Source organism: Vibrio sp. R10-SF1-ISO8 (genome assembly GCF_059833805.1).
Genome location: NZ_JCBDHL010000010.1, coordinates 343,060 through 356,802 on the forward strand (window position 1 = coordinate 343,060; position 13,743 = coordinate 356,802).

At 46.1% G+C, this 13,743-nt stretch carries 13 protein-coding genes; 7 read left to right on the plus strand and 6 right to left on the minus strand.

Going from position 1 to position 13,743, the window contains the following annotated elements; all coding sequences use genetic code 11:
* The first annotated feature begins 187 nt into the window (after positions 1-187).
* From AC6R00_RS07160 to AC6R00_RS07175, 4 genes are all read left to right on the plus strand, one after another.
* Positions 188-907 (plus strand): ABC transporter ATP-binding protein, encoded by a 720-nt coding sequence (locus AC6R00_RS07160; RefSeq protein WP_500639837.1) that lies wholly within the window; start codon positions 188-190, stop codon positions 905-907.
* 4 nt (positions 908-911) lie between these two features.
* The gene (locus AC6R00_RS07165) at positions 912-3,440 is read left to right on the plus strand and encodes an ABC transporter permease (RefSeq protein WP_500639838.1); all 2,529 of its coding nucleotides are present in this window, start codon (positions 912-914) and stop codon (positions 3,438-3,440) included.
* Complete coding sequence (locus tag AC6R00_RS07170) at positions 3,440-4,549, plus strand: lipocalin-like domain-containing protein (protein ID WP_500639839.1); 1,110 nt, start codon at positions 3,440-3,442, stop codon at positions 4,547-4,549. The genes AC6R00_RS07165 and AC6R00_RS07170 overlap by 1 nt, the downstream gene beginning before the upstream one ends.
* 104 nt (positions 4,550-4,653) lie before the next feature.
* Positions 4,654-4,920, plus strand: a complete 267-nt coding sequence (locus tag AC6R00_RS07175; protein WP_004746427.1) for a DUF2999 family protein — start codon at positions 4,654-4,656, stop codon at positions 4,918-4,920.
* 92 nt (positions 4,921-5,012) lie between these two features.
* Here AC6R00_RS07175 and AC6R00_RS07180 read toward each other — a convergent pair whose 3' ends face one another.
* Together AC6R00_RS07180 and AC6R00_RS07185 are read right to left on the minus strand one after the other, a co-directional pair.
* On the minus strand, positions 5,013-5,600 hold the full coding sequence (locus tag AC6R00_RS07180) for a GNAT family N-acetyltransferase (RefSeq protein WP_500639840.1): 588 nt from the start codon (positions 5,598-5,600) through the stop codon (positions 5,013-5,015).
* A gap of 95 nt (positions 5,601-5,695) precedes the next feature.
* Positions 5,696-6,547, minus strand: coding sequence for a helix-turn-helix transcriptional regulator (locus tag AC6R00_RS07185; RefSeq protein WP_500639841.1), 852 nt, complete (start codon positions 6,545-6,547; stop codon positions 5,696-5,698).
* 144 nt (positions 6,548-6,691) lie between these two features.
* Between AC6R00_RS07185 and AC6R00_RS07190 the strand changes: the two genes are divergently transcribed.
* The gene (locus tag AC6R00_RS07190; protein WP_500639842.1) at positions 6,692-7,591 is read left to right on the plus strand and encodes an AraC family transcriptional regulator; all 900 of its coding nucleotides are present in this window, start codon (positions 6,692-6,694) and stop codon (positions 7,589-7,591) included.
* Between the two features lie 239 nt (positions 7,592-7,830).
* On the plus strand, positions 7,831-8,928 hold the full coding sequence (locus AC6R00_RS07195; protein WP_500639843.1) for an ElyC/SanA/YdcF family protein: 1,098 nt from the start codon (positions 7,831-7,833) through the stop codon (positions 8,926-8,928).
* A 169-nt stretch (positions 8,929-9,097) separates the two neighbouring features.
* Here the strand turns inward: AC6R00_RS07195 and AC6R00_RS07200 are convergent, their stop codons facing one another.
* Together AC6R00_RS07200 and AC6R00_RS07205 are read right to left on the minus strand one after the other, a co-directional pair.
* The gene (locus AC6R00_RS07200) at positions 9,098-9,778 is read right to left on the minus strand and encodes a hypothetical protein (RefSeq protein ID WP_500639844.1); all 681 of its coding nucleotides are present in this window, start codon (positions 9,776-9,778) and stop codon (positions 9,098-9,100) included.
* A gap of 406 nt (positions 9,779-10,184) precedes the next feature.
* Entirely contained in the window at positions 10,185-11,144 is a 960-nt protein-coding gene (locus AC6R00_RS07205; protein WP_500639845.1) for a GlxA family transcriptional regulator, read from the minus strand.
* Between the two features lie 99 nt (positions 11,145-11,243).
* Here AC6R00_RS07205 and AC6R00_RS07210 point away from each other — a divergent pair, with 99 nt between their 5' ends.
* Positions 11,244-12,035, plus strand: a complete 792-nt coding sequence (locus tag AC6R00_RS07210) for an MBL fold metallo-hydrolase (protein ID WP_500639846.1) — start codon at positions 11,244-11,246, stop codon at positions 12,033-12,035.
* 54 nt (positions 12,036-12,089) lie between these two features.
* Here the strand turns inward: AC6R00_RS07210 and AC6R00_RS07215 are convergent, their stop codons facing one another.
* Positions 12,090-12,698, minus strand: coding sequence for a LysE family translocator (locus AC6R00_RS07215; RefSeq protein ID WP_171803511.1), 609 nt, complete (start codon positions 12,696-12,698; stop codon positions 12,090-12,092).
* Between the two features lie 33 nt (positions 12,699-12,731).
* Entirely contained in the window at positions 12,732-13,559 is an 828-nt protein-coding gene (locus AC6R00_RS07220; protein ID WP_500639847.1) for an AraC family ligand binding domain-containing protein, read from the minus strand.
* Positions 13,560-13,743 lie beyond the last annotated feature (184 nt).

The window sequence follows — 13,743 nt, forward strand, 5'->3', positions numbered from 1 at the left end:
CTCGACTCAGAAAAAAGAAAAATACATTACATTAAAAACATAAATCTGACACATTAATCTAAGGTAAGTTTTTGGAAAGTTGAGAATAATCACTGAACTTTGATTCAATGACCATGCTTTTAGTAGATAAACGCTTTGGAGTAGAGCGTATAAATTGATACACGATTGATGAATGACTGGAGCCAAAATGGAAAGCCAACTTGTCACACTAAAACGCGCCAACAAAAGTTTCGTCGATGGCAAAGAAACCCATCACGTATTGGAAGGCGTCGACTTCACTTTAGCGACAGGTGCAAGTGTGGCGTTGACGGGCGCAAGTGGTAGCGGCAAAAGTACCCTACTCAATGTCATTGCTGGCTTTGAGCCGCTTTCCGGTGGTGAATTGTGGTTAGATGGCGATAAAACAGCCGCTTGGACAGATTCGCAATGGAGCCAGTTCCGCCATCAAAAGCTCGGTGTCATCTTTCAACAATTCAACCTGTTAACACCACTCAACGTAAAACAAAACATCGCCTTTCCTCTGCATCTAAACCAACAAAAATGGAACGATTGGTGCGATTATCTCATCGAGACATTGGGCATCAGTCAGCTTCTTGATAGGCACGTTTCTGCCCTATCTGGCGGCCAACAACAAAGAGTCGCCATCGCACGCGCATTGGCTCATAAGCCTAAGCTTCTGCTTGCCGATGAACCGACAGGTAATCTCGACCAAAAATCAGGATTGGAGGTGATGAAGCTACTGAGTGAAATCACCACCCACGGCAACACTGCGGTGCTCTTAGTGACCCACAGCCCCGATTGCGCTGAGTTTATGCAGACTCGTTTGCGGCTAGAAAACGGTCAATTACGCAATGGTGATTTGCAGCAACCCCTCCCTACTTTGCAAGAGCAAAGCGACCGAGGGTAAGACCATGACTCAGGTTAGATTCTCGCCTATCAGACTCACACAAACTCGACTCACATTGAATCTGTTTGCGGCGCATTATCGCCAAGCTCCTCTTCAAGCAGCCGCCATTTTGATTGGTATCGTGCTGGCGGTAACCTTGTTTGCTGCCGTACAAGCAATCAACCTCAATGCTAAGCGCAGCTATGCGGAATCTACCGAGCAATTGAGTGCTCAAGCGCAAAACCTGATTATTCCACCAGCTGGACAAAACTATTTGCCTGAATCGCTCTACTTCAGCCTCAGACAAAGCGGACTCAGTGCATCATTACCTGTAATTGAAGGGCGAGTTCGAGACCAGCAAGGTCGTCGCTGGTCAGTACAAGGTAGCGAATTGATTGCGGCTATCTCGTCACGCTCTCGCTATTCAACCCACAACCAACAATCATCAGGCAACGAGCAAAACGTTTCTCTATTCGACAGTGCTTTACCCCTGCCTGAGCTTTTAGCTGGCGAACCCATAGTGATGATGAGCCTGTCGCAACACCAGAACTTAGGCGAAGTTGAAACGCTGACTCTGGATGAAGTCCCGACCCGTGTCGTCGTATTACCCGATGAGTGGCAATTAGGCAGCCGAATGTTGATGGATATTGGCTTTGCCCAGCAGTTACTCAACAAACAAGGACAGCTTAGTTACATTGCCGTTTTTGACGCAGGCTTCAATACAGGTAATAACGCACAAGTAAAGTGGCAACACCTCATCGACGAGCAAGGACAATGGATCGCCAACAATCAAAGTACTGACCTTGGTTCACTCACTGACAGCTTCCACCTCAATCTTACTGCGATGAGCCTATTGGCATTTCTGGTTGGTCTGTTTATCGCTTATAACGGCGTGAAGTACAGCTTACTCAAACGCAATCGACTGTTAGTCCAAGTTCAGCAAGCGGGGGTTGGGCAAAACCTGGTGTTCACGGCACTGCTGATTGAACTGACTATTCTGGTTACCCTCGGTGCTTCACTCGGTTTTGTATTGGGCATGCAGCTTAGTCATTGGCTGCACCCAACCGTAGCGCTCACACTTGAACAACTTTACGGAGCAACACTGCTTCCCGGCACTTGGCAGTGGCAATGGTGGGCGCAGGCTCTGCTGCTAACCCTAGCGGCAACACTATTGGCGTGTTGGCAGCACTTTAAACAGCGAGTGAACCAGCCGCTCTCTTCTCATGGCGGTTTTTATCAAGCCCCAGAAACGTCTAACGAAAACCAACTGTTCATGATTGGTATTGTGCTGACTATTGCGGCGCTCGCTGGATTATGGCTGAGTGAGCATCACCGTTTTACTATGGCTTGGCTCGGCGTACTTGTCGTGTCGATTCCTCTGTATCTGCCTAAAACACTCAGCGTACTCGCCAACGAATGTGAAAGGCGTACCCGTTCCGGTTTGATCCAATACCTGTTCGCTGAACTGCGCGAGCTCATTTCTCCGCTTTCTCTTGCCATGATGGCACTGCTACTTGCGGTCACAGCCAATATAGGAATGAATACCTTGGTTGGCAGCTTTGAATCGACGCTAAAGCAGTGGCTCGAACAGAGGCTTCATGCCGATATTTACGTCAGTCCCGCACAGGGAGAGATAGCCAATGTAGAGAGCGCATTAGAGCAATTTGACGGCGTTGAGACGGTCTACAAACAATACTATGTTGAAGATAACCTACAAGGCTTGCCCACTTTACTCGGCACCAAAGACAAGGATACCTTAGAGCAAACCATGGTGTTCAAGTCTCACCTTGATAACTTCTGGCAACGCTTTTACCAAGGTCAATTGGTCGCCATCAGTGAGCCGACTGCGGTCAAACTCGGCTTATCGCTCGATAGCGAACTTGAGCTCGATGCCATTCCAAACAAAACTCTGCGCGTCGGGGCGATATTCCATGATTACGGTTCACCCAATGGTGAAGTGTTATTGGCTCCAAAGTTGTGGCGTGAAAGCGGCTTTACCAACTTGCCCACCAGCCTTGGCGTCAAGGTCTCTGGCAACCCAGATCTCGTCTACGACCAACTGCGAAAGCAATTGAATCTGCACCCAAGCCAGCTTTACGATCAGGCGCAAATCAAATCCATCGCTCTCGATATTTTCTCGCAAACCTTCGCCATCACGCGCGCCCTCAATGGCGTGACTCTAATGGTCGCGGTGATTGGTTTATTTAGCGCTTGTTTTATGTTGCTCGACGCGCGCAAAGCCGCCATTGCGAGGTTATACGCGCTTGGCGTCAGTCGCCGCAAACTAATGACCATGGTCATCGGGCAAATCGTCGCTTTGGTCAGCTTTACTTTGATTATCGCTCTACCACTCGGCGCTATGGTCGGTTATGTATTGACGGACATCGTTACCCTGCGCGCCTTTGGTTGGAGCTTAAGCTACCTGTGGAGTTGGAGTGATGCCCTAAGCATTGCAGCAATCACTATCTTAGTCGCGGTAGTTGCGACACTGATTCCGCTGTGGCGATTGGTCAGCAAGCCTGTCGTGTCTAGTTTGCAAAGCGAGGTGTTGTAATGAGTCGTTTAGCACGCAACCTCACTTGGCTACTGGGCAGCCTGTTGCTGCTTGGCTGTGAAAAGCCTCAGCAGCAAAATATGGCAATGCTATTAGGCAGTGGAGAAGCTCAAAGCGAGAGTAGTCCATTCACTCCTGTGGTTAAGGGCGTTGAACTCACCTTCCCTGCTGATCATCAAGCACACCCTAGTTTTCGTCATGAGTGGTGGTATTTAACGGCGAATTTAATCGATGAAAGTGGCAATCCGCTCGGTGTTCAGTGGACACAGTTTCGCTTTGCTGCCGCGCCAGAAGATGGGAAAAACAAAGCGAACAAAACCGTATGGCAGAGCCAACAAATCTATATGGCGCATAGCGCGGTAACCACAATAGACAAGCATTATGCCGATGAGAAATGGTCGCGCGCTCAAACCTCGTTAGCAGGCGTCGATGCGTCGCCATTTCGGGTTTATCTCGACGATTGGCAGTGGCGTTCTTCAACCAACGATCTCTTCCCCGCCACACTCAATGCCAATTCAGAGCAGTTTGGCTACTCTCTGACACTCACTAGTCGCGCGCCTTATCAAAAACAGGGCGAGCAAGGTTACAGCACCAAAAGTGCCGATGGTCAGGTGGCTTCGTATTACTATAGCCAGCCGTTTATTGATGTTTCTGGCCAAGTCATTATTGATGGCAGCACTCATCAAGTAACGGGTAAAGGCTGGATAGACAGAGAGTGGAGCTCGCAGTTCTTGCTCGACTCGCAACAAGGTTGGGATTGGTTTGCCTTAAGGCTCAGCGACGAAACCAGCTTGGTAGTATTCCAGTTGCGAGATTCCAAGACAGGAAAAGCCAGTTACTCTAGCGCCAGACTGATGCGACAAGATGGCTCAGGTATCGCCATTTCACCCAATGAGATTCAATTGAACGCGGCCAAACAAACTGAAATCCAAGGGCGTAATTATCCAACCGAGTGGCAAGTGGCTATTCCGAGCCAGCAAATTGAGCTTTTGGTTTCAGCGCTCAACCCCAAGGCTAAAATGCCCCTTTCAGTCCCCTATTGGGAAGGCCCAGTTCGCATCGAGGGCACTCACTCTGGCTCAGGGTATATGGAGTTAACAGGCTATTAAGCCGCAATCTAGTTTCAGCTATTTGGATTTACGCTAGTTCAATCCACGCTATCCTAGTGATAAACTGCTGCGCAAAGTCATCAATAGATTAAAAAGGAAATATGATGAACCCGATTATTGCACTGCTGAAAGAGAACAACATCAGCGATGAACAGATCAACGAAATCTTCCAAACTCTGACGCAAAACCCTCTTGCAGCAATGGCAACAATCAGCCAACTAGGCCTGCCACAAGACAAGCTACAAATGCTGATGGCGCAAGTAATGCAAAACCCTGCGCTAATCAAAGAAGCCGTCGATGAGTTGGGCTTAGATTTCTCAAAAGTTGAAGAAGCAAAAGAGAAGCTTCAAAGCCAAAATCAAGGCAACTAAGACCTAGGGTCTATTAATATAGAAAAGGCCGCTAACCCGATCATGGGCATAGCGGCCTTTTTGTTTACTGCTTAAACGCGTCGCTTGATCACTTAACGACTGAAAGAGGCGAATTGCTCTGCGGTCATACCGTAGTAAAGCTTGTCTTCCAAGCCTTGCTCTAGCTTGTAATAGTCTGTCTGACGTCCTTCTTGGCTAAAGCCGCATTTCTCTAACGTTTTGTATGAACCCACATTCGATGAGTAGCAATCTGCGCTGACTTTGTGTGCCTTAAGCTCGGTAAACCCAATCTCCGTCATCATTTGGCACGCACGAGTCGCAATGCCTTTACCCCATGCACAAGTCGGTAGTTGATAACCGACCTCATAGTTACCCGTTAGGAACATTACCGACGTCACGGCACACATCCCCATGTATTTTCCTTGCTGATCACGAATCACAAACGTCGGACTCTCTGGCCAAACGTCATCTTTGATCGCTTGAGCTGTGTTCTCAATGATTGGGCCAAAGAAACCTTCATAAAGGCTATCGTCAGCCGGGGCGAAGAACAGATACTTGTTGACCTTATCGTCATTCAGCATCTCGATAATCTCTTTTAGATCAGACGCTTGAATCAGTTGAATGTTCAACGACTCATTAAATGGAATGGTTTGGCCTTGTTTTAGTTTTTGATATGACATGTGTTACCTCGTTATCTGGCAACTATCTTAGTGGAACCAACCAGAGAATAATTGGACTTTTGCGACAACTTGCTTGTCTTGGTCGCCGCAAGTTCCTACTCGAAGTCACCGTAGATATCTATCGTCAGGTCGCGTTTTTGCAAATACTTGTTCGGCGTTTTTTTAAGCTGCTGCTTGAGTGTGCGTATTAAGTACGACTGATCACTAAAGCCAAATTGCTGCGCAAAACTCACCCAATCAATCGCCTCTTGTTGTTTGTAGAGTGCCAAAATCATCTGCTCAAGACGGGCCATTTGTTGATACTGCTTAACGCTCAGGCCAACCACCTGCTTGAAACTGCGCTCTAACGTTCTTCGAGAACACGCGCACTGCGCGGCAACCTGTTCCATATCTATCGCGAGCTCCGGTGAACTCAATGCTTGCGCGTCCATCACCGCGATGGCCTTCTGCGATACTAAAAACGGCTTGGCTCGACAGGGTTCAATCCTTAAAAAGTCTAAGTGACGTTTTATCGAATCTAACAACGCTTCTGGTGAATCTTGTTGCCATAGTGCTTGTTGAAAATCCTCATCAAATAAAGGGCTCAGCCAATCAAACCACTGACACTGGTTAACCGCGTTAACTTGGGCATCATCGTAACAAGCAGATGGGAGAGCATAGAGTCCTTCAGGTCGAAAGGTAATACCGATGCGTTTGATCGGAGCCTCATCCTCTAACAGAAGGAGGTTTTCATTCGCAGTCAGTAGGTGGCTTCCTTTGCCACGAAGTAAGGTTTCACCGTTGTCATAGCTGTAGGTTTGATGCTTGGGAGTGAACAGCAAATGAGCGCGCGGATTAGGAATAAGATGAGGTTTTGGATCAATCACTTCACCATGTTCAACCTCCAAGTACCAGACTTGGTGAATAAGCCACTCGTAACCGGCTAAGTGCTGCTTCCAAGCGATCATGGTTGTCCTTGCTTGCGGAGAAAGAGCAATAAGTGTGACTCAATTCGTCAGTGTGCGCTACGCATTTATCAAAACTCCATTTTTAAATCGAGCATATTTACTGTACGCTTATACAGTCATTTTAAAGCAAGGGTGAGCTCAGTAATGCGCGTTGATTATCAAAAGAGGCTGATTCCAGTGATTCGTTATCTCGAAAAGAACTTCAACCAACCCCTCAATTTGCCAGAAGTCGCAGCCCTAGCGAACCTGTCTCCTTATCACTTCCATCGCACCTTCAAAGCCGTGCAGGGAGAAACCCTCGCTGATTTTGTCAGACGTTTGCGATTGCAGTCAGCAGCCGACGAATTGTTTAAATCAAAACAACCCGTGTTAAACATCGCATTGGAGTATGGTTTTGCCTCTTCACAGAGCCTAGCTAAAGCGTTTCAGCAACATTATGGGGTAACGCCAAGTGCTTTTCGTGATTGCGAAAACTACCAGCAGTTTTCTGAATTATCGCGAAACAGCAAGATTGGACACACGCTGCGCAAGAATGGAAACGCAGACAAACCTAGCGATTCATATACTGGCTCTGAACTAACAACGTGGAGCAACAAAATGGAAACGCAAAACTTTACAGCGACAAAACTGGCTTATGTCCGAGTTACAGGCCCTTACGGCGAAGGTTATCAAGAAGCCAGTGGCCGACTCTACCAATGGGCTGGGATGAAAGGATTAGCGGAAAACACTTGTATCTTCATCTATCACGACAACCCTGAAGTGACCCCAAGCGATAAATGTCGTACCGATATCTGTTTGATGGTGCCTGAAGAGACAGACGTAATAAATGGCATAGAACTGCAAGACTTTCCCGGTGGCGAGTACGCAGTGATGCGCCAAAACATCACCCAGCACAACCAATATGCGCTTGCTTGGGATGATTTGATGAGTAAAGTGATCGAAACAGGGCTAGAAAACGATGACAGACCTTGCTTCGAGCTCTACCACAGCTACGACCCACAAACCCAGCATGCTGACGTCAGCTTTTGTACTGCGATTAAGTAACCATAAAGCCTGCGAGTAAGCAGGCTTTTTCTCCCCCGCTACTTATATATTAACGACATAATTATCATTTATATCAATAGGTTAAATATACAGTTCGTGATCTTAGTTCGCAAACCACAACCATATGCTGAGTGTTTCATTTAAAGTGAGAACCAACTCACAGACTATCTGAGAGGTAATTTTACACTGCAAAAAATCCGTCGACTTAGATCGACACATAACAACACTAGGATCTCCTAATGAAGAAGAACATCATTGCCCTCGCTCTAGGTAGCGTTATTGCTTTAACTGCTGCGCCATACTCTCTTGCCGCTAACGACTCTACAGTGCAAGCCTCAACAGATTACGCCCAACTCGTCACTAAAAGACAGGTGGTTGATCAGCTTCTGAGCGATGCCGTGACAGCATTTAAATCCCCCGCTCGAATCTCGCATGCTGGGTTCACTGCGAAAATGCCAAGCAATATGGAGATCGTTACCGATCGCTTACTAGAGGCATACGAACTGGAGCCATACCGTACTGATCTTCTTATCTCAGCGGCTAATGCTCAGATTTATAACAAAAATGTCGATCGTGCGATTGAGCTATTTGAGCAAGCACTGACGGTGGCACCGGACGATGTGGATCTACATGCCTACCTTGCGGTATGGCAACGCTTTAAAGGCAACCAAGCTGAGTCAAGCAAACACATGGATGCTTTATCTAAACTCAATGCAGGTAAAGCGGCTGACATTAAGCGAATTTTCTCGACAGTGGATCGCGTACTAGAGACGCCACTAAAAGAGAAAGCAGCGCAAGGTAAGTTAGAAGATAAGGGAGCGATTGTTACTCTGGGTTACGCACTAAACCCAGATGGCTCAATGCACCAGATCTTAGTTGAGCGTCTTGAAACCACTTTGGCAATGGCAAAAGCGAACCCTGATGCGCTTATCGTGCTAACGGGTGGCGTACCAAAGAACCACAAGACCGAAGGCAAGTTAATGGCTGACTGGTTGATCGCGAAAGGCGTCAGCAAAGACAGAATCATTGAAGAAAACTACGCCACCAGCACCGTTGGCAACGCGCTATTTAGCAGCTACGCACTAGCCCGCCATAACATCCAACATGCGACCATCATTAGCTCTGCAAGCCATGTACGTCGGGGTCAGACATTGTTTGAGATTGCAAGTTGGCAAACAGGCCCACAAGGCATTACGTTCGATACAGTCAGCTACCCTGACAAGCCACTAAAAGAGCTCACCAAGGCAAGTGACAGTGAGCTACTAGGAATCTACCGCGATGCCCTTCGAACCTACGGCATGTGGAGCTACCGCTCATACCCGTTGGAATCTCGCTAAGATTAAAACCAAGAAGGTCGCGTAATGCGACCTTTTTAGTTTTTGGTTCAGGGTTCGGTGTGAAAGGTTAGTTTCTTTTGAGGTGCAAGTAAAATTGTGGTGAGAAAAAGTTTAATCCTTTAAAAGTTTCGAACTCATTCGTTTTATTACACTTAAATATCGATTTTATTCAATTTTTCTCATTTGCCCTAAGTTGTCTCATCCCCTCAATATAAACCTCATAGTTATATACATCGTCTTCATCACCAGTATCCGCAAAGAACTTGAATATATCCCCTGCCAACTCCAACTCTTTCATATCTCTTGATCTAGTTAAGATATAAGACAGCTCTCTTGTCACGTAGCTCTTGTCCAATTCATATGATTTTTTGAGATACTTTTTAGCTTTTAAATACCAGTCCAAAGGAGGTTCCTTTGACATCGTAAACTTCAAATAATAACTCCGACCAAGAATAATCATCTGGTTAGGGTCATTCTCATTATAAAAAGGGCTAAATTCTATGATCTCTATTGCTTTATCTACATTTTGCTCAGCCACCCCTCCATTGAAGTAAATACTCGCCTCAATTAAAAAAGCAAAGTTTTTATTTTTCTTAGAGATAACCGCCAGTTCATTCAAGAATTTTTCCTTGCGATAATAGCTACTTAGATAATCTATATTTTCTAAGTAGAGAAATATTCCATCGACAACCTTTGCATCATCTTCTGATGAAAAATCATCTAAGAAACATTGCTCTAGTTCCTTTGAACAAGGGTATTTGTTTCTTGCCTTAAGCCAACTGGTATCACCCTCGGAGATTACTTGTGGCGACATAAATAGTACTAATAAAAAAACTAGCATTTGATACATAAGTTATCCTGAAATCCATGTCATGGATTGCCATTGATTTGGGCAATGGTTATATCTATAAAGTTATTAATAATATAAAATTGGCTATCTTATTAAGTTTCTAAAGGAATCGATAAAGTAACTATTTACTGTTTGTTAAGCGATCATAACCTTTTGTATACACCCTTCTATGTTTATCATGATTTATGGGGGTATAACAGTCACTATCGCCAAATCATTCGTCTCAATACTGACTAGGTCTGCAGCTAGCAGTACTATAATGATAGATAAATTTCAGTCTGATAAACATACTCCTCGAACAGATAGGAGTATTTGTCCAAAACGTTTTTGAGGCAAAAAATCCAACATACACTTCCTAAAATCTATAAAAACTAGTACTTCCAGAGTTGGCATTCCCATTTCTTAGTCAACCCTCCCCACGAAACGTCAGCCGCCATTCAGAGGGCGAGACATTGAAGCTCTTTTTGAAGTGTTTACGGAAGACACTTTCTGAACCGATCCCAGAAAGCTCTGCGATGGTCGATATTGGGTGATGGGTAGATTCTAGCAGTTGCTGGCTTAATGCTAGGCGTTGATTTAGCAACCACTCGCCGAAAGTACAGCCATACACAGCCTTAAACTGGCGCGTAAATGTCCTTCTACTCATTGCACAGCGCTGAGCGACAGAGTCTAGGTCATAGTCGTTAACTAAGTTCAGACTGATATCATCGAGTACCTTGCCAAAACTGGTGACGTTATCTGACTTAGCCGCAATTGGGCTGGGGATATATTGCTGCTGTCCACCACTTCGAAACGGCGCCGTCACCATTAAGCGGGCAATTTGCGATGCCACTTCATTACCGCAAAGGGTTCGCACGATGTTAAGACAACAATCTAGAGAAGCAGCCGTTCCGGCAGAGGTCACTATTCTATCTTGCTCGATGAACAGCGGCTCACAGTCGATAGTCACGTGAGGAAACGATTGTTGGAAAGCTTGCTTAAAGCCCCAATGGGTTGTTGCTCGTTTGCCATCCAGTAAACCTGCTTTTGCGAGCGCATAAACACCCAAGCAAAGACCGACGACTGTCGCACCGCGTTGATAGGCGCTATTTAGTTTCTCAAGCAAAAGCGCGCTTGGCTCGGGCAATGAGTTGGGCCAACTAGGAATGATCACAATATCCGCTTCATCCATCGCCGACAGATCACAGCTTACTGAGGCATTAAAACCAGAACTCAGAAAGACGCTCGACATATTTTCACTACAGATCACTAGATCAAACACTGGCTGTTGGTCGATAAAGATATCTTGAAAAACCAAACAAGGCACCGAAAGATGAAATGCGCTGATGTCATCGAGCGCCACTAAAGCAATCTTGTATTTCGTCATCCACTTTGACCCGATTTGAGCGGTAGTTGTCCTTTTGACCAGTATTGCACAATACCACTAAGCTGCATACTTACCCTATCAACCAGATAGGAGTTACACATGAAAATTCACCACTTACGCAGCGCGACGTTCGTTATTGAGTCTGGCGAGCACTATATTTTGATTGACCCGATGCTAGGTGTTAAGGGCTCTATGCCGCCGTTTTCCGTGTTTCGCTTTAAAGCAGCAAAGAACCCAACTGTAGATTTACCAAACAATGCGAACGCCCTGCTTAGCAAGGTTAACCAGTCATTGATTACCCATAGCCAGACCTTTGGCTTTAAGCCGCTACAGCATGGAGATCATTTAGATCCTGCCGGTGAAAAGTTCCTGATTGAGCAGAACGTGCCAGTGACCACATTGAGCCAAGACCAAGCTTACCTAGAGAAGTACGGAATGACAGTTGCCAATGGGCTAACACCTTGGCAAACCACGCCATTTCTTGGGGGCTCGATTACCGCCGTACCTGCCCAACACGGTCATGGCTGGATTCATAAAGTGATGGCGAATGGTTGTGGTTTCTTCCTTCAACTGCCGAACGAGCCGAGCCTTTACATTAGCGGTGATACCGTATTAACACCTGATGTAAGAAAAGCGCTGAGTGAGCTAAAGCCTGATATTACTGTGGTCGCAACAGGGCAAGCTCAGATGGATGTCGGCCAGCCGCTGCTTATGTCGAGCGATGAGGTGATGGAGTTTATTCGCTTATCGCCGAACAAGGTGATTGCCAACCACATGGAAGCGCTAAACCACTGCCCAATAGATCGAGACACTCTGAAACGCTCGCTAGATGCTGAAGGGTTAAGCGATAAAGTCCTTATCCCGCAAGATGGTGAAACATTGGAGCTTTAAGTCGTTATCGCTCTCAGGATAGCGCCGTTCGGCGCCTCCTGAGAGCCTATTTACTTACAAAGCCAAAAGCGGTGTAACCACATGCTCATAACCTATGGTCAGCGAAACATAAACAAGCAGCGCCGCCATCAGGAGATTGAACACTTTAAAGTAACTCGGATTAGAAATTCGTTTGCCTAATACCAACCCCGCCAATGAGTAGCCTGTCGGTGCGCCAAAAGCCAAAATAGCTAACACTAAAGACCACAACACAATCGCACTGCCCGTAATACCAACACTTGGAAACTGAATCGTTGATACAGGCAAGGTCGCGACTAATGCCTTAGGGTTAAGTAGCTGCATGAACAAGCCATCGCGAAAACTCAGCGAATTCGAATCGCTGGTATCTTGAGAGAGTTCGACATTCGCGCCCGCAACCTTCCACGCGATATGCAATATATACAGGCAACCCGCCAAGCTAATGAAAGGTAGAACCTGCGGATTAATCACCTTTAATCCAATAAATCCTAGCATGACGAACAAAATGAACATCGCCATTCCGACGCCAATAAAGAACCCAAGGTGAGAACGTGTATTTCTGTTCAAGCCACTATGTAACCCCAAAAGGTTCACAGGGCCAGGGGTATACATCACCCCGATCGCGTAGGCGAAGATTTCTGACATTTAGCACTCCAAAAACACAGTGAGCCGCTTAGCTTATCGGCTCCACTGAAGCTGAAACTGTTTTGGTGTCATGCCAAATACGCGCTTAAAGTTACGGTTAAGGTGACTTGCATCTGCAAAGCCAGAGGCGACAGCGGCAATCGTTGAGCTGTGTCCTGCCAATAACTGTCTGCGCGCATAGTTGATGCGACAATTCAAAACATATTGATGTGGAGTTATGCAAAAGTGCTCGCGAAAGGCGCGGATGAAATGGAACTTCGACATGTTGGCGACCTCTGCAATGTCATCAATAGAGATATCATAAGCAAGGTTCGCCAAAATATACTCTTTCGCTCTAAGCAAAAGCCTGTCTGCTCGCGTCTTGTGAATCGGAAGTTCAAGGCTTCCATGCAGACGAGTTAAAGATTGTGCTAACTGAAACAGGCTCGCTTCATGTTCAATCTTTGAGTAAGACTCTCCTTGTAAACGCTGAGACATGGCATAAACCTGACGCCTTAAAAGTGAGTCATCAAATAAGGTTTGGTTTAACCTAAGTGTCGTGTTCTTTTTATGGCCTAGCGCCTGAAACAGAGGATGCAGCTCATTCGGATGGATGTAGAGCATCACGTATTCTAAGTTTTGCTCTACACCTGAGTGACCATCATGTATGTCTTCCGGATTGAAAAGCATCACACTGCCGGGAGTGCTTTTATAAAAAGCGCTGCGACAGAAAAAGTCTTGTCGGCCTTGAAGCGTTAAGCCGATTGAGTACTCCTCGTGCGCATGCTTTGCGTAGGTAAAATCACTCATAACCGCACACAGCATAGACACCTCATCCTGCTGAGAACTGCTTGTATATTTGAAGTGATTATCTTTACCCACGCTCCCTCCTTTTCTTGAGCCCTTTCACATAATTCCTAGGCCAATATATTCAAGTCATCAATAAAAAACTTGAACAAAATTGCTCAACTGCCATCAGTGAACCAAAGCGAGTTGCAGAGAAGGGCTAGGAATCTACCACGGACCCTTCGAACCTATGTTATGTGGAGCTACAGCTCATATCCAT